This is a genomic window from Leptotrichia sp. OH3620_COT-345 (assembly GCF_003932895.1).
Lineage (GTDB): Bacteria > Fusobacteriota > Fusobacteriia > Fusobacteriales > Leptotrichiaceae > Pseudoleptotrichia.
Map to the genome: position 1 here is coordinate 21,509 of NZ_RQYW01000013.1, position 22,408 is coordinate 43,916.

A 22,408-nucleotide genomic window follows, 5' to 3' on the forward strand; every position below is an offset into this window, starting at 1 on the left:
GCATTTTAAGGATTGGAAATTTAAGGATAAGGATGGAAATGATGTATATGTGGATTTAACTATACAGGAAATGTTACAAATGGCTGATATTATGCAAAAACAGACAACAAAAGCAATGAAAATAGAAAGTAGTCTGATTAAGAAAATAGAAACATTGAGTGATCAAGAGTTAAAGGGATTTCAGGTAAAAGAGGAATATGAAAATATGTGGAATAAGGCTGATTAGCCAGCCTTATTCAAATACTTTTCATACAGAAATTTATAACCTTTATTTTCAATAAAAGTCTTTGTAATGTTTGAAAATGTGAATACTATGACAAAAAACACACTAAAATGATAATAACTGTCAATTTCATGGATATATTTTCTGTATATATGATAAATAGGAACGTGCAGAATATATACAGAAAAACTTAAATTTCCGAGATAAACAAAAAATTTATTGGCTAGGATTTTATTTGTTATACCGTTGTCTAAATATAAGAATGCTATCAAAGGAACAAATGATAATGATATCAATGTTGAAAAATAAGGTACTATGTCATTATACTGAACAAATAATATTAAAAATAAAAAATATAAAACTGTAAAAGCAGAGTAACATTTTTTTCCATTTATATCTTTCAATTTATAAAATAGGAGCATTCCCATTACAAATGACGAAATGTGCATCAAAGGAAAATAATTAATAAGGTGATAAATATATGTATTTTCAGTGTATTCATTAAAAACTGAATAAGTATAATAAGTATACATGGTTATAAATACAGTAAATATTGTAAAATATTTTGAATATTTTTTTAAAAAAATTAAAAAATAAGGAAATATTAATATTAAAAAAGCTAATACAGAAAGATACCATGCGGAATAATTATAATTTTGATCTGTAGCTTTTCCAAAAATTAAACTTTGTATCATTAAAATACTGTATATCAATTTTTCTTTATATTTTAAAGAATAAATAAAAAGAAGTAGTAAAGAAAACATATACAAAGGATAGAATTTAAAAAATCTTGTCAGATAAAAGTGTTCAATATTAATTTCTTTATTTAAATAAGAATAGGAAAGCATAAATCCGGATAAAACAAAGAAAAAATAAACCCATATTGTACCATTTTGAAAAAGAATCGGTATTTTAGAATAAAAATCTGTATTTTTAGCAGTATGAAAAGTTAAAACACTAAATGCTCCTACAAATCTAAAAAATTCAAATTGATTATATTTTTTCATAAAAACTCCTTAAAATTTTTTATTATTATAGCATAAAAAAGGAAAGGGAACAAAAATGTTAAAAAAGAATATTTTATATATAAGTTTTCACAGACCGAGAAATTTAATAGGATATTTAATAGCAGGTTGGACTCTTGGAAAGTACAGTCATACCGAATTTATTTACAACGGGAATGTATATTTGGCTAATCCGGGAGGAATAAGAAAACAGCCTTTAAAAATTAAAAAAAATTATGATATTTTTAAACTACATGAACATATAGAAATTGAGGATATACTTGAATTTTTTGGGAAAAATGAAGGAAAAGGGTATGACTATCTTGCAATTTTAGGAAGTCAGTTTCTGTATTTTTTAGGATTGGAAGATAAAGAAAAATATTTCTGTAGTGAATTTTGCCTTGCAGCAATAGATTACGCATTACAGTATACATTAACATATAAAGGCAAAGGTCTTGAGAAAAGATATCACAAATTTAATCCTGAAAGGCTGTATAAATATTTAAAATTTATGGAACTTATAAAAGAAAAGGAGGTGATATAATGGCATTTGTATTAAGTAAAAAGAGTTTGGAAAGACTGGAAGGAGTACATCCTAAACTAAAAACAGTTATTACACTCGGGATAACTGACAGCCCATACGATTTTATGGTTGTACAGGGAGTAAGAACGGCAGCGTATCAGAATAGTTTGTATCAGCAAGGGAGAACAAAACCCGGAGCGAAAGTAACCAACTGTGACGGATATAAAATTAAGTCCAATCACCAAGTTAAGCGGGACGGTTACGGTCATGCTGTTGATTTTGCGATTTATGCTCCTGAATTACCCGGTAAAATTGATTGGAATACAGTAAGTAAGTATAAAGAAGTGGCAGAGCATTTAAAGTCTGTAGCAAAAGAAAACGGAGTAAAAATTGAATGGGGCGGAGATTGGAAAAGATTTAAAGATTATCCGCATATTGAGTTAAAATAAGATCTGAATATTTTAAAAATAAAAAATTTGAATTTAAAAAATAGAGTTTCAGATTATACTAAAAAATGATAAAAAAATAAAAGAGATAGAAAATATTTAAAATATTTTAAAAATAAAAAACAAAGGAATGATTTAATATGAATATGGCATTAAAAATAATATTATTAGGAAAGATTAAAGAATTTATAAGAAAAAGAATACTTGAAGAGGAAATAATAAAAGGATCCAAAAAGGGGCTTGAAAAATTAGAGGCCGTAATGGATAATTTTTGGGAAAACATCAGAAAATTTATTGAAAAATCTAAAAAAGTGGATAATAAATATATTCCGGACAGTATTGAATTTGCAACAGAAGAATTGATACTCTAAACAATAGAAGTAATTAAAAATGAAATAAATATAAAAAAATTTATTGAAGAAATATTGGGGGAAGAAAAAATAGAGATAGGTATTTAGGGAGGTTAGAATCTTGGGAGTTAGAGAGTTATTAATTTATATAGAAAATCACGGCATAAGCTTGATTTTTATGTCCGGAATAGGGATAGCGGCATGGAAATATGCTATCCCTTTCTTTAAAGAGTTGACCAGAATGCTTGTCGAGCTACGAAAATTTTTTGAAGATTTTAACAGAGATATTGTTTCGGGGAAGGGATTACAGCTTTTACTTATTTTGAAATGTCAGGAAATAAGATGGAGTATTGAAAAGAAATATATAGAATATATTTTAAAGAACAGCATTAAAAAAAACTGGGATAGTATTATTTCGGAGTTAAATGGATATACTACACAAAAGCTGATTAACTTTGATGAAGATCTTCACGATATTATTGATAAAATAGTTTTTAAAACAATAAGAACTATGTTCAAAGCGGCAATAGAAAGATCGAAGATGCATTTATATGATGTATTGATGGAACTGAAAAATGACGAAACAAATCATGAAAATGCTCAAAGAGCTGTAAAAATACATATGCAGAATTTTCAAAATGAATTGATACTTGAAATAAAAAGTTTATTTGATTAAAAGGTAGCTTATCAATATGATTAAAAAAAAATTTAAGTTAATTCAGGTTCTTTCTGTTTAGATAGGTGCTATTTCAGTATTTCTATTATTTGAAATAATCTGGTTATTTTTGATTACAGATAATTATGTCATAGTGAGAAAAATAAAGTAATAATTTGTCTGTATTGTTTTTATAAAATTACTAAAAATAATAATTTATAAATTGTAAAAATATGCTTTTTGAGTTTATAAATTATTTTTATTCAATAGAAATTTTTACATATATCTCTAATTTTTGAAAAATTACTTATATTTACTTATGTATAAAATTTCTTTAACTACTCATATTTAATTTACTGCTATTTTTTTTCATCTTATATTTTTGACTGAAAAGCTGAAGTATTTTTTACTTGAAAAGTTTTTAAAAATAAACATTAAATATTATGGATTACTTTGTAATTTATATTTTAGGAATAATAAAAAAAACTGTCTTATAAGTCAAAATCAACTTTTAAGTTACAACATATACTAAGTCGACACCGGATAAAAAAGTAAAAACTAAGTTTTTCTATCTGATATTTACACGGCTCAAATACTGTACAACTCGAATAAAAAGATTTCATGACAGTAACGGCACTAGTTAGTTATTAAAGTTTTTTATGACTTATAAGACAGTTATATTTTAATATAAAAATTTTTCTTTTACTGTGTTAGTGTCAGAAATATTAATTAAGAATATTTCTGAATGTTCAAAAAATTATTTTATCTGTATTTTTTATATTTGTATTTCTCATATGTTGTATTTTAGCGAATACTAATGATATTGTGATCCAATATAAAAACTATTTTTTATGAGAAACCTGTTTATAAACAAACAACAATGCAGGAAGAATTATATAACCTATTATCATTGCTGAAATTGCATACCAGTTAGCAACCATTTCTCCGACAGAATTTTTTATCGAGAATTGTGCAGGCCAGTTAAATTTTGCTAATAAAAATACTGTTAAAATTATTGAAATCACCGGAAAAATTACATCAGTTAAATAATTTTTCTTTGCATCTAACACTTTTTCTTTATTTTTTCCATAATAGAAAGAAATAACTCCTAATGGAACAATAATGAATTGTATAAATCTTGAAATAGAACTTATTATCATTATTCCCATCATATTATAGTTAAATGCCATAGGAATAATTATTGCTAATGCTGCAGTCAATAAAAATGCTCTTATAGGAAGTCCTTTTTCAGTTCTTTTATCGAAAAACTTAGGAACTTGATTTTCTCTCGCCATTGCTTCAAAAATTCTCGGAGTATGAAATGAAGCGGCTACATTTATTCCAAACATGGAAATTAGTGCTCCATATATTATAATGTTTGAAATAATTTTATTTTCAAATACTGAGGCCAGAATAACAACTTCTTTAGATGTAACCATAGCTACAGGATTTATAAACATTGAAACTAAAACTATTCCGAAGTATATTGCAGCAATAATTCCTATAGCCAAAGGTATAGCACGTGGAAGATTTTTTTCAGGATTTTCCATATCACTTGCTCCACTAGCAATACTTTCAAAACCTGTAAAAGCATAGAAAGCAGCTATAACGGCAGTAACAAAACCTGTAGTTGTCAAAGTCGGAATTAATTTTTCTCCTGCTTCGTTTGTTAACACATCCAATTCGGATATATGATTTTGTCCTGTTTTTATAAGAATAAAAATTCCTGCAATAATTGTAATACTTAGAGCAAGTAATTTTCCTATTGTAGAAAGATCACTTATAAATGTCAATGTTTTTGTACCTATTATGTTTATAATAAGAAGGATAGTCATTAAAATAAGAAAACCTATAGTTATATTTTGCAAGTTTTCACTATCAATACTAAAAATGGATAATGTTGTTTTTACTACTCCTGTAGCCATAACTCCCCATGCAAGACTTGCAGATACGAATCTTGTAATTCCTATATACAATCCGACATTCTCACCAAATGCAGCTTTAGAATAGGCATATCCGGCTCCATTCTTTACAACATATTTAGCTGCCGAAGAAAAAGTTATTGCCATTACAGAAGTAAATATTGCAGCACACAGGTATATCCAAGGAGCTAAAGTTCCTGTTGATTTTGCCACACTTCCCGGAGATAAAAATATTCCTGTTCCTATAATTGAGTTTATTGTTAATAATACTATTGACCAAAATTTCATTTTTTTATTTTCTTCCATCGTTTTTTTCCTTTCTTTCCTTTGCTTTGTCTATAAATACTGAAAATAATCTATTCATGTCATCATGAACTTTAAACAGCATTTCAGGATGCCATTGCACTCCCACAAGAAACGGATAGTTTTTACATTCAATGGCTTCTATTACTCCGTCCTTTGCTTGAGCAGTTATTTTATAATTTTCTGCTACTTTTTTTAAAGTTTGGTGATGAAAAGAGTTTACTCTTATTTCTTCAGTACCGAATATTTCATATAAATGGGAATTTTCTGATATTTTTACACTGTGAGTCTTTAGTTCGGGACTGTGCCCTTGAGAATGCTTATACACAGGAACAGAGTCGATATACGAAAGATCCTGATATAATGTACCGCCTTCATAAGTATTTATAATTTGTAACCCTCTACATATCCCCAAAATCGGGATACCTTTTTTCTTTGACTCGGATAAAAGCAAATAGTCAAACTTATCCCTTTCAGGGAATATTTCTCCGAGTCTTTGCTGAGGCTCTTCACCATAATTACATGGAGTAACATCATGTCCTCCTGATAAAATAAGAGCATCAATGTAGCTTATAAGTTGTTCTGTTATTTCTTTGTCCTCGTTGAAAGGGATAATTATCGGTAATCCTCCGTTTTTTATTACGGCATCCACATAATCTTTATTTACATAAGCTCTTTTGTATCCGGGAAACATGCCGCCCTGATCAGTTATTACACTTGAAGATATACCGATAATCGGTTTTTTTTCCATAATTAATCACTCCATAAAATTTATTGTATATTTAAGTTTATTATTTAAGAAAAAGGGTAAAAAATAACTGATAAAAGTTGTATTACTTTTAATTTATCGGATTTTTTACCCTGTAATGTATTTTTTATATTTTACATAATTTTGAAAAATACACCCGGTCCGATAGGCAATCCTGTAAGGTACCATAATATAAGCATTAATGTCCATCCTATCAGGAATGAAAGTGAATATGGGAGCATTATTGAAATCAAATTTCCGACACCCGCATCTTCATCATATTTATTCATATATGCAACAATCAGAGGAAAATAACTCATAAGAGGCATAATAATATTTGTTGAAGAATCCCCTATTCTGTATGCAAGTTGAGTCGCCTCAGGAGATATGCCGAGATTGTACATCATAGGAATAAATATTGGAGCCATTATAGCCCATTTTGCAGAAGCGGAAGCTATAAAAAGATTTATAAATGCACATAAAAATATGAAAGTAATAACAAGAGGTAATCCTGTGAATCCTATATTTTTTAGGAAAATAGCCCCTTTTACTGAAATTATAAATCCTAATTTTGAATGGTTAAAGTAACTTATAAACTGAGCTGCAAAAAATACTATTACAAGGAAAAGTGACATACTTTCCATGGATTTATTCATCCCTTTAACAATATCCTTACCATTTTTTATACTTTTTGTTATTTTTCCGTAAACTACACCCGGAATAAAGAAGAAAAACAGTATTGTAGGAACAATTCCACTATGCAAATATTGAGTTAATGTATAAGTGGAAGTTTTAGGGTCAAGTGTTTTCAAAATAGCATTTTTCGGGAAAATAAGAAATGCCATTACAATTATGAATAATAAAAGGGAAATCCCTGCCCAGAACAATCCTTTGTTTTCATTTTCCGTCAATTCGGAATATTCAAATTCATTTTTGTCATTTTTATATTTACCTAATTTAGGTTCTACAATTTTTTCTGTAACAAAAGTTCCTATTGCAGTCAATAAAACAGTTGAAACTGCAAGAAAGAACCAGTTAGATGTCGGACTCACGGAGTGCTCTATTCCTGAAGCTTTAAGTGCTTCATTAGTAAGTCCTGCAAGCTGGGCATCGATAGGACCTATTAACAGATTTGCTGAAAATCCGGCGGAAACTCCTGCAAATGCAGCTGCAATACCCGCAAAAGGGTGTCTTTTCAATCCCATGAATATAATTCCCCCTAAAGGAATTACTACAAGATATCCCGAATCAGCTGCAATATTTGAAATAATTCCTACAAATACAACTGCTGCCGTTATATATTTTCCCGGTACCGACATAACAATTTTCTTTAAAAAAGCATCAATCAATCCTGAATACTCGGCAACTCCAACACCGATTATTGCAACTAAAGCCACTCCCAGTGGAGCAAAGCCTGTGAAATTTTTAACCATTGAAGTTATCATATATACAAATCCCTCACGATTCATAAGAGAAACAGGAGTTACAGTTACATCTTTTCCGGCTTTTGCATCAAAATAAGAAACTGAAATACCCATTCTATGTACAATTTCTGAAGCGAAAATTACAATTACCGCTAAAATAACGAAAATAAATACAGAATGAGGAAGTTTATTTCCTATTTTTTCAATCAAGTTAAAAAAAGACGAAGAATTTTTTTCTTTTGTGTTTCTTAAATTACTTTCCATATTTTCCTCCATAATCAACTTTATTTTTTATAAATTTTTGAATATTATTCTATTATTTTTAATGCATCTTCAATATCATTTATTAAATCTTCATAATCTTCTATTCCTACGGATAACCTTACTAGTCCGGAAGTTATCCCCATTTTTAAACGTTCTTCTTCAGGAATACATGCATGAGACATTTTTACGGGATAAGAGAGTATAGATTCCACTCCTCCTAAGCTAACAGCAACAATAGGATATTTTATATGTTTAAAAAACTGTTTTACAGCTTCACAGCAGCCTAAATCAAAAGATAATACAGCTCCTCCGCTGGAAGATTGTTTTTTATTAATTTCATATCCCTCATGGGATTTGAGTCCGGGATAGTAAACTTTATGGACTTTTGGATGTTTTTCAAGACGCTCGGCTATTTTCAGTGCTGTTTCCGAACTTTTGTTCATTCTTATTTCCATTGTTTTCATTCCCCGCATAAGGAGCCAGCATTCTTCCACTCCCGGTAATGCACCTAAAATAATTTGCTGTTTTTTAAGTTCTTGATATATAGTTTCACTGTCAGTGACAATCATTCCCAGAACTACATCACTATGACCGTTCAAAAATTTTGTTGCACTGTGAATGACAATATCCACACCTAATGAAATAGGATTCTGATATTGAGGAGTCATAAAAGTATTATCTATTATTGTTATTATACCATGCTCTTTTGCAATATCTACAACAGCTTTTATGTCCGTAATTTTTAACAGAGGATTTGAAGGTGTTTCCAAATAAAAAGCTTTTGTATTTCTTTTTATAGCTTTTTTCCATTCGTTGATGTCAGTCTCATCAATAAATGTCACTTCAATTCCGAAACGGGGGAAAATTTCAGTAGCAAGTTGAAATGCTCCTCCATAGACATCTTTACACATTACAATGTGATCTCCCGTGGAAAATGACAGCAAAACAGCAGTTATTGCAGCCATTCCGGAAGAAAAAGACAATCCATATTTTCCTTTTTCAAGACTTGCAATAGCTTCTTCAAGAGCCTCTCTTGTGGGATTGCCAAATCTGGAATAAGTATATTTCTGGTCATTATCTATATCACTTTGATGAAATGTAGATGCCTGACATATGGATATAGAAGATGCTCCTGTAGACTTATCAATCATATTATATCCATGTAAAACTTTAGTTCCGAATTTCATAATTATCTCTCTTTCTTTTAGGATTATTTTATTATTTTTAGATTATTATTACTTCTTAATATATTATTTCATTTTTTACCTCCAATAATATTCAAACTTTTTCTTACTCTATATTTTAATATATTTTTTCATATAGTCAATAGTTTTTTATAATTTTTTTTTGCATTAATAATATTTTATTTTCAAAAGAGTCTAAAATGCTTGGTTTTTAAACTTAAAATTTTTTTCATAAGGAGCATTGTCCTTTCGTATGCTTTAGCTAAAACTATAAAAATTTTAAAAGCTAAGAAATAATCATTATGCTTGACAAATCAAAAAAATCAGTTTGTTCAGACAGCTGCTTTTTTGAACAGTATAAATTCATATGTTTTCAGAAAATTTTTGAATATCGGATGAAATTTAGAATAAAATTATAAAATAATTTTAAACAAAAATATAGAAAAATTATATTTGACAATATGAATATGGATGTTAAAAAATAAAAATCAAATCTTAATATTTAAATTATTTTCATAAAAAAAGACCGTTTCAATATATAAATACTTGAAAAGGTCTTTTTTTAAAATTATAATTTCTGCAATTTTATATTATTTTCCAAATTTTACTCTATTTATAAATTTTTCAAACAGAATTACCGAATTTTTATCTGTATGAATCATTGATTCAGGATGCCATTGAATTCCTACAATAAATCTGTTTTCTGAAATACTTTCCAGAGCTTCAATAGCTCCGTCTTTACTACGCGCAGTCACTTTAAAATTATCTGCCACTTTGTTTACAACTTGGTGATGAAAACTGTTTACAAGCCCTTCGTTTCCGAAAATTTCTCCAAGAAAACTTTCCTTTTTTACATCAATGGTGTGAGTGGGTCTATCCCATTTTGATAATTGAGAGTGTTTTATATAAAAATCACTATTATAAGAAAGATCTTGATACAGGCTTCCTCCAAAAGCGACATTTATTACTTGGTGTCCCCTACATATACCTAAAACGGGTTTTTTAAGTTCTACAGCCGTTTTTAAAAGAAGTATGTCGAAATTATCCCTATCTAAAAAAGTTTCGCCTATATTTTGCTTGGGCTCTTCTCCAAAAAGCTGAGGAAATACATCGTGTCCCCCTGATAGAATTAATCCGTCTACAACTTTCATCTGTTCTTTTGTAACTTCAGCATTTGTATTGAACGGTATAATAAAGGGGATTCCGCCCGCTTTTATTACAGATTCCACATAAGCATGATTTACATAGGCACGAGGATATCCTGCAAATACTCCGTCGGTTGTTGTTAAAATATTTCCGGATATTCCGATAATGGGTTTTCTCTCCATGATATACTCTCCTTGTATAAGTTTTAAAAATAATTATAGGTGTATTTAATCATAATTTTGCTTTATAGTCAAATATTGTTTATAAATATAGAAAATTATGATATAATTTATAAAATAAAAATTTAAAATAAAATAAGAGGAAAATATTATGAACAATAAAAAAATAACATATGATGAAATCAAGGAAAAACTGGATTTGAATGAAATAAGGGGAAGAATAGACAGAATTGACAGAGAACTTGTAAAGATGTTGGAAAATCGTCTTAAAATAGTAAAAGAAGTAGCAATATATAAAAAAATGAATAATATGAAAATATTTGACAGTAAAAGAGAAGAAGAGGTTATAGAAAAAAACTTAAAAAATATTTCTGATGAAAATATAAAATATTATATAAATATTCTGTTAAATAATATTATGAATGTAAGTAAGGAATATCAGAAGGCGGAAATTGAAAAAGATAATCAATAAATTTAATTTATAAGGAATAAAAAAATGAGACTCGACAGATTTTTGGCAAATTCAGGAGTAGGAACAAGAAAAGAAGTAAAGGAAATTTTGAAAAAAAGAAAAATAAAAGTAAACGGGAGTATAATAATTGACGGAAGTATTCATATTGATGAAAATGGAGATGTTGTAGAAAGTAATGAAAAACGGATACTTTACAAACCTTTTGTTTATATAATGATGAATAAACCTGACGGAGTAATTTCAGCAACTGAAGATAAAGAGCATAAGACAGTGACGAAACTTCTGGAAGATAAATACAGAACTTACAGTTTATTTCCTGTAGGCAGATTGGATATTGATACTGAGGGATTGCTTATCCTTACCAATGACGGAATATTGGCTCATAATCTCCTGTCCCCTGTTAAACATGTTGAGAAAAAATATTATGTAGAATTGAAAAAACCTGTATCTTCTCTTGAAATAGAAAAACTGGAAAATGGTATAGAACTGGAAAATGGAACGATAACAAAAAGTGCAAAAGTGGAGGTAGTAAAAAACGGAGATACTGTACATGGAGACTTTACACGAGAGAAATTTCCGAATAAAGTATATATTACAATTACAGAAGGGAAATATCATCAAGTCAAGAGAATGTTCAAGGCGATAAATAATAAAGTCCTCTATCTTAAAAGAGTGAAAATGGGAAAATTGGAACTGGATAAAACATTGAAAATAGGGGAATACAGAGAGTTAACGGAAAAAGAAATTGAAATTTTAAAAAAACAGTAGAATAAATAACTAAAAATAAAATGGGAGATTTTAAAAATTTAGAAACGGAAGGAGAAGTATGGAAAAATTCGGACTTTTAGGTGAAAAATTGGGACATAGCTTTTCAAAGGAAATACATAAAATATTCTTTAAAATTACGGGGAAAAATGCCAAATATGATTTAATTGAAAAAAAATATAATGAAATAGAGGAATTGCTGGATAAAGTAAGAGAGGGTGAATATAAAGGGATAAATATAACAATTCCTTATAAAATTGAAATAATGCAGTATTTAGATGAAATTTCTCCCGAAGCCAAAAAAATAGGAGCTGTAAATACTGTAACAGTAAAAAATAATAAACTTACAGGAGAAAATACCGATTATTTTGGTTTTGCCAAAACATTAGAGAAAAACCGGATAGAAGTTAAAGACAAAAAAATCTTGATTTTAGGAACAGGTGGAGCGGCAAAGTCAGTATACAGTTTATTATCGGATAGAGAAGCTGAACACATATATGTTGCAACAATTTTGGAAAATGATATATTTAAAATAAGGAAATATGACAGACTCCTTAATTATTCAGAAATAAGAAATATAAGAAGTGTGGATCTTGTAGTGAACTGCACTCCTGTAGGAATGTATCCGACAATTAATATGTCTCCTCTTGAGGGGGATAATCTCATCGGAACGGAATATCTTATAGATCTTATATATAATCCTGAAGAAACGGTATTAATGAAAAAATACAAAGAAAAAGGCGTTAAAAGTGCAAATGGTCTTATGATGCTTGTTTCACAGGCAATAAAATCTCAGGAAATATGGAATAATGAAACTTATGATGAAAAAATTTCGGAAGAAATTTATGATAGACTTGCAAAAAAATTATATAAATAAGAGACGGAAAGGAAATATAATGACAAAGAAAATAATAATGGCAATATTTGCAATATTAATTTCAAATATAGGGCTTGCAATTACAAATGAAGAAATTATTTCACAAGGTGCAGCTATCCAGAAAGCGATTTTTGATAAGCATTTTAACAAGACACCGAGCGGAACTTCAAGAAAAGACTCAAATTTACTTAATTCAGTTTTTCCTGAAATAATAACAAATTTGGATAAAATAAACAGAAATATTTATGACAGGGAATTTAACAAGCTGGCTTCTGCAAAGGAAAACAGTAGAAAATCTCTATTTAGGAAAATGTATGTTCAGTTTAATGAATACATAGTTGAAAATTCAAAATTTTCGAGAAGTATTTTTTCAAATTTTCTACAGGAAAAGGATGATTTACAGGCATATCTGTATACAAATATTTATCTGTCCATTGAAGCGTTTAATCTGAATATGAATACTTATCTTGAAGGGCAGAAAAATTCTGAAACAATAGAACCGAATATAAAAACTGTAATTGATTATCTTTATTATAACGGAGATGAGAAATCAAAAGAAGATTATCAGAAAATGTCAAACGGAGAAATAGCTGAAATTGTTGATAAAGAATATATAAAATTATACGAAGCTCTGGAAAAAAGAATTTCTGAAGGAAATCATGTAGAAAAGAAAATGGGAAACAATGCCAGAACAAGTCTGAAAAAAATGGAAAAATTTTACAGACAGTATGATAAAAGCTTTGAAGAATATATAGACGGATCAGGATTGAAAAAAGAAGATAAGGAAAAAATAAAGAAATTAGTAAAATTTGAAAACATAGCAAGTTTAAAATTTATGACAAAGTCATTGGAAAAATTGGAGGGAGAAGAAAGTGGTCAATAGCGAAATATATGATGAAATGGATGATTTTTGTGCGGAAGTACTTAGTCCTGAAGGACTTTTAAAATATATGGGCATAAAAAAGGAATATTTTCTTGAGCCTGAAAAAACAACGAAAGAATATTTTGGAAATAGTAAATATAAAGAAGAAATAAAAACATTTGGAGACTTCTTTTATTACTATTTGGCAGAAAATGAAAATTGTTATTTATATACTTTTCTGGAAAAAGGGTTTACAAAAAGTATGAAAAAGCTTTTAGAAAGCCATAATATTGATCATAAAACACTGGACATAGACTGGCTCGGTATGGAAACAAAAGAAAAAAAGTATAAAGAATCTTTATTTGATATATTATATGCAATGATAAATTATGAACTTAAAAAATATGGACTTACAATGTTCGGACTTAATATAGGCTTTAATTCCGCCCTTTATTTTATCGTATCAGAAGATGCTTACAAAAGGATAAATAAAGATGCTGAATTATATACAATATTTGACGCCGAATATCTTGAAACAATATACAATGAAATATTTGAAGTAAAAAGAGATTTAGGAGTAAAAGACCTTCAAGTAGGAGATTTTATAGAAAAAGACGGAAAAGAATATCATTCACTATTTCTTAAAAATAATGTGGTCATAAAAAACATAGATGAAGATAATGAGAATGAAGTAGTACTGATACTCTAAATTTTAAAGAATGTAGTTTAGAAAAACGGAAAATAAAAAAAGTAGGAGAAAAAGTAAAATAATGTTTAATTTTGAAAGTGGAGATATAAATATGATGTTAAGCCTTTTAAATATGAAATTAAGAGATGAATTTTCAGATTTGGATAAGCTTATAGGTTATTATTCATTAAATAAAGAAATTATATTGAAGAGAATGGAAAAAGAAGGATACTTTTATAACGAGGAAGTAAATCAGTTTAGAAAAATTTAACTTATTTTTTTGAAGGGAACTAAATGAAAAATATCGTATTAATAGGGATGCCTGCAAGTGGAAAAAGCACTATAGGAAAAATGCTGTCAAAAAAAATAAAATATGAACATTACGACATTGACAGGTATCTCGAAATGAAAGAAAATAAAAAAATCAGTACCATTTTTTCTGAGGAGGGGGAAAAGTATTTCCGTGATTTGGAAACAAAGTACATAAAAGAATTATCCGAAAGAAAAGGAATAATAATATCTACCGGAGGTGGAGCAGTCAAGAGAGCAGAAAATATGGAAGAACTGAAAAAAAACGGTATAATAATTTTTTTAAGTAGGAAAATCGAAGATATTGCAAAGGAAAACCATAAATATAGACCCCTTTTACAAAATATAGAAAATATCAATAAGTTATACAAGGAAAGAATAGAACTGTATAATATGTACGCTGACATTACAATTGAAAATAATAAAACACTTTATAAAATTACTGACAGAATAACAGAAATTCTTAAAAGAAAAAATATTATATAAAGGAGTTTCAATGGTAGAAAAAATAACGGTAATAAACGGTCCTAATCTGAATTTTCTGGGAATAAGAGAATTAGGGATTTATGGAAATGAAACTTATAAAGATTTATGTGAATATATAAAAAATTATTGTGAAAAAAAAAATATAGAAGTACAAATTTTCCAGTCAAATTCTGAAGGAGAAATAATAAATTTTCTTCAGAATGCTTATTATGAAAATGTAAAAGGGATTGTAATAAATCCGGGTGCATACACTCATTACAGTTATGCAATTTTTGATGCTATAAAATCGATAATCCTTCCTACAGTTGAAGTACATTTAAGTAACATACATGAACGTGAGGATTTTAGGAAAGTGTCCGTTACTGCACCTGCATGCGTAAAACAGATATACGGGAAAGGAAAAGACGGTTATATTGAAGCAATAGACTTCCTGACAGAAAACAAATATTGAAAATACAGTAATGAAAGTAGGTTATAATATGGAATTTAAGGATAGCAAAAGTGTAGACATATGTCGGATTGCTTTGAAAATGGCTATTTCTTCAAGAGAGGAAGAAAAACAGTTTATAAAAGAATACAGAGCAGAAAAAATAAAAGTGGCAGCTGTAGATGTGGGAGGAGGAATGCCCAACTCAAGGTTTAAATTTATTGAAAGTGCATTAATGGCAGCTAAAAGAAACAATATTATACAGGATAAACATATTCATGATGGAGCTGTTATAGGAGCTGTGAGAGAAGCAATGAGCCAGATAGAAACTAATATAAATGGGTTAAGTGTAGGAGGTAAAATCGGTCTGGCAAGACATGGAGAACATTTGGGAGTAGCGATATTTCTAAGTGTCGGAATACTTCATTTTAACGAAGTGATAACATCGGTAGCTCACAGGTCGATAGCTGTGCTACCTGAAGAAAGAGATTTTATTGAGTAAGGAGAAGCGATGAGTAAAAAACTTTTTGAAAAATTGGATTTATTTGTATTTGATATGGATGGGCTGCTTTTCGATACGGAAACAATATACGTAAATTATGGGAAAAAGCTTGCTGAAAGTAAAGGATATATTATAAATGACAGTATTGTTGAAAAGACTACAGGAATGACTAATGAAGCTACAAAAGCTGTGTATCTTGAAGAATTTGGAAAAGATTTTCCTTATGATGAACTAAGTTCGGAAATTTACAAATACATTATAGAACAAGGGAAAAAATGTAAAGTCCCTCTTATGAAAGGTGTTGAGGAATTTCTTGCATATTTATACAGTAACGGGAAGAAGATGGTGCTTGCTACTTCAGCCGATAGACTGATGGCAGATACACTTATAGAAAATAAAGGGTTAAAAAAATATTTCAGTTTTATTGTGACATCAAATGATGTGAAAAAAGGAAAACCTGACCCTGAAGTATTTCTGACTGTAGCTCAAAAAGCGGGAGTTTCTCCTGAAAAAGCAGTGGTTTTTGAAGATTCTTTGAACGGGATCAAAGCTGCACATTCAGCAGGAATGTTTGCTGTTATGATTCCTGATAAAATACAGCCTACGGAAGAAATAACGAAAATGTTACATTGTAAGCTGGACAGTCTTTTAAAGGCAATAGAATATTTTGAAAAAGAAGTATAATAAATTTATTTTACATTCAGGAAAATATGGAGGATAAAATGTCAAATAATGTATTTAGAATACTTTCTCTTGACGGTGGAGGCGCCAGAGGTTTATTTATTGCAAGTACATTAAGAAAAATAGAAGAAAAATATGAGATAAAATTTCACGAATACTTTGATTTAATAGTAGGTACAAGTACAGGATCGATAATTGCTTCAGCTCTTGCTTTGGGAGTGAATATAAAAATAATTGAAAAAATGTACATAGAAGAAATGGAAAAAATATTTAAGAAAGATATTCTGAAAAATGGAATTATTCAAAGTAAATATGATAATAAATATTTAAGAGAACTCCTCGAAACAGCTTTTAAAAATAAAACTTTTGAAAATGCTGAAACCGAATTGATGATAACTACTACAAATATTGTAAACGGAGAAGCGGTAATACTGACAAACAGAAATTGTTATGATATAAAATTGATAGATGCAATATTGTCTTCATGTGCCGCACCGATATTTTTCGATCCGCTGAAAATAGATGAAGAAAGGATATTTGCAGACGGAGGATTATGGGCAAACAATCCTTCTCTTACTGCTATTTCTGAAGTTTTGTCAGATACGGAACACAAAAAGGAACTGAAGGATATAAAAATACTGTCAATAGGAACCGGAGAAGAGAGAATGATAAATAAATTTGATGCTAAACAATGGGGTTGGGGAATTGCCAATTGGGCAAATCCTTTAATAAAAATTATTTTTCAGTTAGGGTCAAAAAGTGTCCATAATGTGGTAAATAAATTATTATCGGAAGAAAACTACATACGGCTTGATTATGAAACAAACAGTATTCTTGAAATTGATGTGGCGGATAAAGATACAGATGAAAAAGCTAAAAATACAATAGAAGAAAATAAAGAAAAATTGGGGAAATTTTTTAGTGATAAAGAAAGAAATAAGGAAATTGTAAAAAAACAGAATTTTTTTCATAAAATTTTCAAAAAGAAAAAAAAGAAATAAAATTATTTTTAGTAAAGGTGTTTTCTTTTTTTAAAAGTGAGGTATACTTATAATGTAGAGACTAAATGGGAGGTAATTTTATGGAAATTTTAGCAATGATTTTAGCAGGAGGGAGAGGTTCAAGACTGGATATTTTGTCTGAAAAAAGAGTTAAGCCGAGTGTTCCTTTTGCTGGAAAATTCAGAATTATTGATTTTGCATTAAGTAACTGTTCAAATTCCGGAATTTATGATGTCGCATTATTGACACAATACTTGCCCCTTTCTTTAAATGAACATATAGGCTCAGGAAAGCCGTGGGATTTTGACAGAAGAGATTCAAGTATTACGATGTTGCAGCCTCATGAAAAACCGGGGGGGAATGCTTGGTATCTGGGGACTGCCGATGCCATAAGACAGAATGTCGAATTTATAAAAGGTAAAAATCCGAAATATGTACTTATTTTATCGGGTGATCATATTTATAAAATGAACTATAATTGGATGCTGGAAGACCATAAAAGAAGCAATGCGGAACTTACAATTGCAGTTCAGGAAGTGCCGTTGGAAGAAGCGGGAAGATTTGGAATATTTGAAGTTGATGAAAGTAAAAAAATATTAAATTTTGAGGAAAAACCGAAAGATCCTAAGAGTAATCTGGCTTCAATGGGTATATATATATTTAATACCGATGTATTGCTCGAATATCTTAAAAAGCTTGAAAATGAAGATTTGGATTTCGGAAAACATGTTATTCCGTCAATGATAGAAGAAGAAAGAAAAGTTTTTGTTCACACATACGATAGTTACTGGATGGATGTAGGAACTTATGATTCCTATTTGGATGCAAATCTTGATTTAATAAAAAAATCTGAAGAAGTAGGAATAAACCTTTATGATCAGGAATGGAAAATCTATACGAGAAGTGAAGATCTGGCTCCTGTCAGAATAGGAGTTACAGGAAGTGTACTGAATTCTCTTATATGTGATGGTTGTAAAATAGAAGGAAGAGTGGAAAATTCAGTACTTGGGCCGGGGGTTACAATAAGAAAGGGAAGTACAATAAAAAATAGTATAATTTTTTCAGGGAGCTATATTGATGAAAATACTCATTTAGATACGATAATACTTGATAAAAGGGTATATGTAGGTAAAAATTCCCTTTTAGGTCATGGAGATGACTATACTCCGAATAAAGCAAAACCTGATTTACTAACAAAAGGAATAAGTGTTATAGGAAAACGTGCCCATCTTCCTGATGGCTCGGTTATCGGAAGAAATGTAAGAATTTTCGGTGGTGTTACGTTAAATGATATTAATAAAATTGTCAATAGTGGAGAGACACTGGAAAAATAGGAGGAAACCATTTTGAAAATAGTATATTTGGCATCAGAGGTATTTCCGTTTTTTAAAACAGGAGGTCTGGCGGATGTAATGTATGCTTTGCCTAAGAAAATACAGGAATTGGGACATGAGGTTTCAGTAATAATGCCGAAGTATGATAAAATACCTTTAAAATATCTTGAAAAACTTGAATGGGTGGCAAGATTGGAAAGCCACGGAGATATATTTAATTTAGTGAAATATCCCGATAGTAAAATAAATTTTTATTTTATTGAAAATCAAGCATTGTATGAAAGAGGACGTGTTTACGGTGATAGTGATGAAGATGTTCAATATGCGATGTTTTCGGAGCTGGCACTTAGATTTTTAAAGGAAATAGATTTGCAGCCTGATATTTTACATTGTAATGATTGGCAGACGGGGCCCGTGCCGTATTTTTTAAATGTGAGATATAATAATGACCCTTTTTACTGGGATATGAGAACAGTCTATACTATACATAATTTAATGTATCAAGGGAGATTTTCAAAATATTCTTTTGAAAGAATGGGTTACTTTATTGAAGGTCAGGATTTGAATTTTATGGAAATAGGTATAGCATTTTCAGATATCACAAATACTGTCAGCCCTACTTATGCTGAAGAAATAAAATATCCATATTTTAGTGAAGGATTGGAAAAAATAACAAATAATAAACAAATTCACGGTGTATTAAACGGTATTGATACGGATTATTTTAATCCCGAAACTAATGAAGATATTATTCATTTCAGTAAAAATGCCTTGAAAAAGAAAAAAGAAAACAAATATTTATTACAGGAAAAACTCGGTCTTCCAAAGTCTGATAATATGCTCATATCAATGGTAACAAGACTTGTAGAAGGAAAAGGACTTGACTTGGTCTCTCTTGTACTGGAGAATCTTTTACGGTATGATGCGGTTCAGATAGTAATCCTAGGAAGCGGAGATAAATTTTATGAAGATTATTACAATTATCTGACTGAAAAATATCCTGACAAGTTTAAAGTGTATTTAGGGTATAATCCTAATCTTGCAAATGAAATATATGCGGGAAGTGATGCTTTTCTAATGCCGTCAAGATATGAACCTTGCGGTTTAAGTCAGATGATAGCAATGAGATTCGGTACAATACCTATTGTAAGAGAAACAGGAGGGCTTAAAGATACTGTGCAGCCTTATAACATATATAGTGATGAAGGCAACGGATTTTCCTTTACAAACTTTAATGCCGATGATATGCTTTTTACAATAAAAGTAGCTGAAGGTATATATTATGATAAACCTGAAATATGGGAAAAACTTGTAAAAAGAAATATGGATTTGGATTTTTCATGGGATAAATCTGCAAAAGAATATTTGGAATTGTATAAATTAGTAAAAAGTTGGTAAAATAATAAGATAAAAAGACACTTGAAATTTCAAGTGTCTTTTTATGTGGATTTTATTGAGGCTCTCTGTCAAGAGTGGGGGTGAAAAAAGTTTGGTAATATTAAGAAATTCTAAGTTGTATCAACTTTTTAAGGTTATCAAACTTTTTTATCTCATAAGATATTCTTTTTATTACTTTTATTTTTATACATATGCATTATTTATATTTATTCATAAATACCACAGTTACAAAAAGAGTATTTACAAATTTAAAAAAAAATAGTATACTTAGTATATTATATAGGAGGTATATAAATGTATTCTATAAAAGATCTAATTTCCTTTAAGTTAAAAAAACTTCACAGGAAAGTAATAAAAACATCGACGGAGGAGCTTCAAAAGTTAAACTTGACATATGGAAACTACATGGCAATGTGTTGTATTTATGAAAATCCGGGAATTACTCAAGTAAAACTATCGGAAATCAGCCAAAAAGATAAAAATGTTGTAAGTAGGATAATTGATAATCTTCAGGAAAAAGAGTATGTAAAACGTGAACCGGATAAAAATGACAGAAGAGTATACATGCTTTATTTAACCGAAGAAGGAAAAAAGATTATAAAAAAGTATTGGGATACTATTTTAAAAGAAGAGAAAAAAATTCTGGAGAAATTGTCAGAAGAAGAGCAGAATATATTTTTTGAAATATTAAATAAATTATTAAAATAGAGGAGAAAAAAGTGGAAAAAATTTATAAAGAGGAAAATCCTTTAGGATGTAAGCCGGTTACTCAATTACTTAGAACTTTAGCAATTCCGGCAGTAGTAGCAAATTTGGTCAACGCATTATATAATATTGTAGACCAGATATTTATAGGGCAGGGAGTGGGATATTTAGGAAATGCGGCTACGAATATAGCTTTTCCTATTGTTACAATATGTCTGGCAATAGGTTTGATGATAGGGATAGGTTCAGCTTCCAATTTTAATCTTGAACTCGGTAGAGGAAATCCCGATAAGGCAAAATATACTGCAGGAACTGCAGCAGGCTCTCTTATGATTATAGGAATTTTATTTTGCATATTTATACTGACATTTTTAAAGCCTATGATGATTTCGTTCGGAGCGACTGAAAAAATTCTTGATTATGCCATGAAATACACCGGAATTACTTCGTTTGGAGTACCTTTTCTTATTTTTTCCATAGGAATGAATCCTCTTGTGAGAGCTGATAGAAGTCCTAAATATTCCATGATTGCTATTATTGCAGGTGCTGTTTTAAATACTGTTTTGGATCCGATATTTATGTTTGTGTTTAATATGGGAATAGCAGGAGCTGCGTGGGCTACAGTATTAAGTCAAATTGTTTCGGCAATTTTGCTTTTTTTGTATTTTCCGAGATTTAAGTCCATAAAACTTGAGCTAAAAGATCTTATTCCTCGTTTTAATATAATAAGGACTATAATATCTTTAGGCATTTCTTCTTTCATATTTCAATTTTCAACAATGCTTGTACAGATAACAACAAATAATTTGTTGAAAATATATGGAAGTCAATCTATATATGGAAGTGATATTCCGATTGCAGTTGCAGGGATAGTTGCCAAAATAAATATAATTTTCATAGCTGCTGTAATAGGAATTGTACAGGGGGCACAACCCATATTCGGATATAATTATGGAGCTAAAAATTATAAAAGGGTAAGAGAAACAATGAGGACACTTCTTACAGTTATAGTTATAATGTCTTTCATAATATTTATTATTTTTCAGAGTTTTCCTGTTCAGATAATCTCATTATTCGGTTCAGGAAGTAAATTGTATTTTAAGTTCGGCATAAAATATATGAGAGTATTTCTTTTATTTATATTTATTAACGGAGTACAAATTTCAGCCGGAACGTTTTTTCCTGCAATAGGGAAACCTGCAAAAGGAGTTATAATATCTTTTACTAAACAAATAGCAATTTTATTACCTTTGTTATTTCTGTTACCGCGCTTTATAGGAGTGGAAGGTATAATTTATGCAACTCCTATTACAGATTTTATTTCATTTATTATTGCAGTATTTTTCCTTATAAATGAATTTAAAAATATGCCGAAAAATTAGGCTGATTGAAAATAAAAATGACATGGAATAGTAAGAAATAAAATAAAGAAAAAGGACTGTTTAACAAAACTGAAAATTTTATATTCTGTTATAAATAAATATCATATTTTGTTATTTATAAAGGTTTTTAAACGATCCTTTATAATTA

The 22,408-nt window shown here is 29.3% G+C and carries 26 protein-coding genes; 20 read left to right on the forward strand and 6 right to left on the reverse strand.

Going from position 1 to position 22,408, the window contains the following annotated elements; genetic code table 11:
* The first annotated feature begins 49 nt into the window (after window positions 1-49).
* Window positions 50-226 (forward strand): hypothetical protein, encoded by a 177-nt coding sequence (locus tag EII29_RS12115; protein ID WP_158612498.1) that lies wholly within the window; start codon window positions 50-52, stop codon window positions 224-226.
* Here EII29_RS12115 and EII29_RS13185 read toward each other — a convergent pair.
* Window positions 223-1,230 carry an acyltransferase gene (locus EII29_RS13185; RefSeq protein WP_125237076.1) on the reverse strand — a complete coding sequence of 336 codons (1,008 nt, stop codon included), beginning with the start codon at window positions 1,228-1,230 and terminating at the stop codon, window positions 223-225. The two genes, EII29_RS12115 and EII29_RS13185, sit on opposite strands and share 4 nt — an antisense overlap.
* A gap of 55 nt (window positions 1,231-1,285) precedes the next feature.
* Between EII29_RS13185 and EII29_RS08360 the strand changes: the two genes are divergently transcribed.
* From EII29_RS08360 to EII29_RS08375, 4 genes are all read left to right on the forward strand, one after another.
* Window positions 1,286-1,771 (forward strand): cytoplasmic protein, encoded by a 486-nt coding sequence (locus tag EII29_RS08360; RefSeq protein ID WP_125237077.1) that lies wholly within the window; start codon window positions 1,286-1,288, stop codon window positions 1,769-1,771.
* The gene (locus EII29_RS08365) at window positions 1,771-2,199 is read left to right on the forward strand and encodes a M15 family metallopeptidase (RefSeq protein ID WP_125237078.1); all 429 of its coding nucleotides are present in this window, start codon (window positions 1,771-1,773) and stop codon (window positions 2,197-2,199) included. Before EII29_RS08360 ends, EII29_RS08365 begins: the two co-directional genes overlap by 1 nt.
* Window positions 2,200-2,336: 137 nt before the next feature.
* Window positions 2,337-2,567, forward strand: coding sequence for a hypothetical protein (locus EII29_RS08370; RefSeq protein ID WP_125237079.1), 231 nt, complete (start codon window positions 2,337-2,339; stop codon window positions 2,565-2,567).
* Between the two features lie 100 nt (window positions 2,568-2,667).
* Window positions 2,668-3,222 carry a hypothetical protein gene (locus tag EII29_RS08375; RefSeq protein WP_125237080.1) on the forward strand — a complete coding sequence of 185 codons (555 nt, stop codon included), beginning with the start codon at window positions 2,668-2,670 and terminating at the stop codon, window positions 3,220-3,222.
* Window positions 3,223-4,043: 821 nt separating this feature from the next.
* Here EII29_RS08375 and EII29_RS08380 read toward each other — a convergent pair.
* The 5 genes from EII29_RS08380 to EII29_RS08400 form a co-directional block, all read right to left on the reverse strand.
* On the reverse strand, window positions 4,044-5,429 hold the full coding sequence (locus EII29_RS08380) for an APC family permease (RefSeq protein WP_125237081.1): 1,386 nt from the start codon (window positions 5,427-5,429) through the stop codon (window positions 4,044-4,046).
* On the reverse strand, window positions 5,416-6,177 hold the full coding sequence (locus EII29_RS08385) for a gamma-glutamyl-gamma-aminobutyrate hydrolase family protein (RefSeq protein WP_125237082.1): 762 nt from the start codon (window positions 6,175-6,177) through the stop codon (window positions 5,416-5,418). Before EII29_RS08385 ends, EII29_RS08380 begins: the two co-directional genes overlap by 14 nt.
* A 131-nt stretch (window positions 6,178-6,308) precedes the next feature.
* On the reverse strand, window positions 6,309-7,862 hold the full coding sequence (locus tag EII29_RS08390) for an AbgT family transporter (protein WP_125237083.1): 1,554 nt from the start codon (window positions 7,860-7,862) through the stop codon (window positions 6,309-6,311).
* Window positions 7,863-7,906: 44 nt separating this feature from the next.
* A complete protein-coding gene (locus EII29_RS08395) occupies window positions 7,907-9,049 on the reverse strand; it encodes a PLP-dependent aspartate aminotransferase family protein (RefSeq protein ID WP_125237084.1) in 1,143 nt (380 codons plus the stop codon).
* Window positions 9,050-9,636: 587 nt separating this feature from the next.
* Entirely contained in the window at window positions 9,637-10,374 is a 738-nt protein-coding gene (locus EII29_RS08400) for a gamma-glutamyl-gamma-aminobutyrate hydrolase family protein (RefSeq protein WP_125237085.1), read from the reverse strand.
* A 148-nt stretch (window positions 10,375-10,522) separates the two neighbouring features.
* On the opposite strand from EII29_RS08400, the gene EII29_RS08405 reads away from it, so the two are divergent.
* From EII29_RS08405 to EII29_RS08475, 15 genes are all read left to right on the forward strand, one after another.
* On the forward strand, window positions 10,523-10,843 hold the full coding sequence (locus tag EII29_RS08405) for a chorismate mutase (protein ID WP_125237086.1): 321 nt from the start codon (window positions 10,523-10,525) through the stop codon (window positions 10,841-10,843).
* A 24-nt stretch (window positions 10,844-10,867) separates the two neighbouring features.
* Complete coding sequence (locus EII29_RS08410; RefSeq protein ID WP_125237087.1) at window positions 10,868-11,611, forward strand: pseudouridine synthase; 744 nt, start codon at window positions 10,868-10,870, stop codon at window positions 11,609-11,611.
* Window positions 11,612-11,669: 58 nt separating this feature from the next.
* Window positions 11,670-12,485 carry a shikimate dehydrogenase gene (gene aroE, locus EII29_RS08415; RefSeq protein ID WP_125237088.1) on the forward strand — a complete coding sequence of 272 codons (816 nt, stop codon included), beginning with the start codon at window positions 11,670-11,672 and terminating at the stop codon, window positions 12,483-12,485.
* A 19-nt stretch (window positions 12,486-12,504) separates the two neighbouring features.
* Window positions 12,505-13,368 (forward strand): hypothetical protein, encoded by an 864-nt coding sequence (locus EII29_RS08420; RefSeq protein WP_125237089.1) that lies wholly within the window; start codon window positions 12,505-12,507, stop codon window positions 13,366-13,368.
* Window positions 13,358-14,056, forward strand: a complete 699-nt coding sequence (locus tag EII29_RS08425; RefSeq protein WP_233573294.1) for a hypothetical protein — start codon at window positions 13,358-13,360, stop codon at window positions 14,054-14,056. Before EII29_RS08420 ends, EII29_RS08425 begins: the two co-directional genes overlap by 11 nt.
* A 61-nt stretch (window positions 14,057-14,117) precedes the next feature.
* Window positions 14,118-14,306, forward strand: coding sequence for a DUF4250 domain-containing protein (locus tag EII29_RS08430; protein ID WP_125237090.1), 189 nt, complete (start codon window positions 14,118-14,120; stop codon window positions 14,304-14,306).
* A gap of 23 nt (window positions 14,307-14,329) precedes the next feature.
* Entirely contained in the window at window positions 14,330-14,830 is a 501-nt protein-coding gene (locus tag EII29_RS08435; protein ID WP_125237091.1) for a shikimate kinase, read from the forward strand.
* 10 nt (window positions 14,831-14,840) lie between these two features.
* Window positions 14,841-15,281 carry a type II 3-dehydroquinate dehydratase gene (gene aroQ / locus EII29_RS08440; protein ID WP_125237092.1) on the forward strand — a complete coding sequence of 147 codons (441 nt, stop codon included), beginning with the start codon at window positions 14,841-14,843 and terminating at the stop codon, window positions 15,279-15,281.
* Between the two features lie 10 nt (window positions 15,282-15,291).
* On the forward strand, window positions 15,292-15,759 hold the full coding sequence (locus EII29_RS08445; protein WP_233573295.1) for a HutP family protein: 468 nt from the start codon (window positions 15,292-15,294) through the stop codon (window positions 15,757-15,759).
* Between the two features lie 9 nt (window positions 15,760-15,768).
* Window positions 15,769-16,443, forward strand: coding sequence for an HAD family phosphatase (locus EII29_RS08450; protein WP_125237094.1), 675 nt, complete (start codon window positions 15,769-15,771; stop codon window positions 16,441-16,443).
* A gap of 38 nt (window positions 16,444-16,481) precedes the next feature.
* On the forward strand, window positions 16,482-17,441 hold the full coding sequence (locus EII29_RS08455) for a CBASS cGAMP-activated phospholipase (protein ID WP_158612499.1): 960 nt from the start codon (window positions 16,482-16,484) through the stop codon (window positions 17,439-17,441).
* A gap of 80 nt (window positions 17,442-17,521) precedes the next feature.
* Complete coding sequence (locus tag EII29_RS08460; protein WP_125237096.1) at window positions 17,522-18,775, forward strand: glucose-1-phosphate adenylyltransferase; 1,254 nt, start codon at window positions 17,522-17,524, stop codon at window positions 18,773-18,775.
* A 12-nt stretch (window positions 18,776-18,787) separates the two neighbouring features.
* Window positions 18,788-20,173, forward strand: coding sequence for a glycogen synthase (locus tag EII29_RS08465; RefSeq protein WP_125237097.1), 1,386 nt, complete (start codon window positions 18,788-18,790; stop codon window positions 20,171-20,173).
* Window positions 20,174-20,467: 294 nt separating this feature from the next.
* The gene (locus EII29_RS08470; protein WP_125237098.1) at window positions 20,468-20,881 is read left to right on the forward strand and encodes a MarR family winged helix-turn-helix transcriptional regulator; all 414 of its coding nucleotides are present in this window, start codon (window positions 20,468-20,470) and stop codon (window positions 20,879-20,881) included.
* Between the two features lie 11 nt (window positions 20,882-20,892).
* On the forward strand, window positions 20,893-22,260 hold the full coding sequence (locus EII29_RS08475) for an MATE family efflux transporter (protein WP_125237099.1): 1,368 nt from the start codon (window positions 20,893-20,895) through the stop codon (window positions 22,258-22,260).
* The last annotated feature ends 148 nt before the right edge of the window (window positions 22,261-22,408 follow it).

What these genes read in the sequence shown, in the direction of transcription:
- EII29_RS13185 (WP_125237076.1), bottom strand. Translation starts at nt 1,230, where the DNA reads ATGAAAAAATATAATCAATTTGAATTTTTTAGATTTGTAGGAGCATTT.
- EII29_RS08360 (WP_125237077.1), top strand. Translation starts at nt 1,286, where the DNA reads ATGTTAAAAAAGAATATTTTATATATAAGTTTTCACAGACCGAGAAAT.
- EII29_RS08365 (WP_125237078.1), top strand. Translation starts at nt 1,771, where the DNA reads ATGGCATTTGTATTAAGTAAAAAGAGTTTGGAAAGACTGGAAGGAGTA.
- EII29_RS08370 (WP_125237079.1), top strand. Translation starts at nt 2,337, where the DNA reads ATGAATATGGCATTAAAAATAATATTATTAGGAAAGATTAAAGAATTT.
- EII29_RS08380 (WP_125237081.1), bottom strand. Translation starts at nt 5,429, where the DNA reads ATGGAAGAAAATAAAAAAATGAAATTTTGGTCAATAGTATTATTAACA.
- EII29_RS08385 (WP_125237082.1), bottom strand. Translation starts at nt 6,177, where the DNA reads ATGGAAAAAAAACCGATTATCGGTATATCTTCAAGTGTAATAACTGAT.
- EII29_RS08390 (WP_125237083.1), bottom strand. Translation starts at nt 7,862, where the DNA reads ATGGAAAGTAATTTAAGAAACACAAAAGAAAAAAATTCTTCGTCTTTT.
- EII29_RS08395 (WP_125237084.1), bottom strand. Translation starts at nt 9,049, where the DNA reads ATGAAATTCGGAACTAAAGTTTTACATGGATATAATATGATTGATAAG.
- EII29_RS08400 (WP_125237085.1), bottom strand. Translation starts at nt 10,374, where the DNA reads ATGGAGAGAAAACCCATTATCGGAATATCCGGAAATATTTTAACAACA.
- EII29_RS08405 (WP_125237086.1), top strand. Translation starts at nt 10,523, where the DNA reads ATGAACAATAAAAAAATAACATATGATGAAATCAAGGAAAAACTGGAT.
- EII29_RS08410 (WP_125237087.1), top strand. Translation starts at nt 10,868, where the DNA reads ATGAGACTCGACAGATTTTTGGCAAATTCAGGAGTAGGAACAAGAAAA.
- aroE (WP_125237088.1), top strand. Translation starts at nt 11,670, where the DNA reads ATGGAAAAATTCGGACTTTTAGGTGAAAAATTGGGACATAGCTTTTCA.
- EII29_RS08420 (WP_125237089.1), top strand. Translation starts at nt 12,505, where the DNA reads ATGACAAAGAAAATAATAATGGCAATATTTGCAATATTAATTTCAAAT.
- EII29_RS08430 (WP_125237090.1), top strand. Translation starts at nt 14,118, where the DNA reads ATGTTTAATTTTGAAAGTGGAGATATAAATATGATGTTAAGCCTTTTA.
- EII29_RS08435 (WP_125237091.1), top strand. Translation starts at nt 14,330, where the DNA reads ATGAAAAATATCGTATTAATAGGGATGCCTGCAAGTGGAAAAAGCACT.
- aroQ (WP_125237092.1), top strand. Translation starts at nt 14,841, where the DNA reads ATGGTAGAAAAAATAACGGTAATAAACGGTCCTAATCTGAATTTTCTG.
- EII29_RS08445 (WP_233573295.1), top strand. Translation starts at nt 15,292, where the DNA reads ATGAAAGTAGGTTATAATATGGAATTTAAGGATAGCAAAAGTGTAGAC.
- EII29_RS08450 (WP_125237094.1), top strand. Translation starts at nt 15,769, where the DNA reads ATGAGTAAAAAACTTTTTGAAAAATTGGATTTATTTGTATTTGATATG.
- EII29_RS08455 (WP_158612499.1), top strand. Translation starts at nt 16,482, where the DNA reads ATGTCAAATAATGTATTTAGAATACTTTCTCTTGACGGTGGAGGCGCC.
- EII29_RS08460 (WP_125237096.1), top strand. Translation starts at nt 17,522, where the DNA reads ATGGAAATTTTAGCAATGATTTTAGCAGGAGGGAGAGGTTCAAGACTG.
- EII29_RS08470 (WP_125237098.1), top strand. Translation starts at nt 20,468, where the DNA reads ATGTATTCTATAAAAGATCTAATTTCCTTTAAGTTAAAAAAACTTCAC.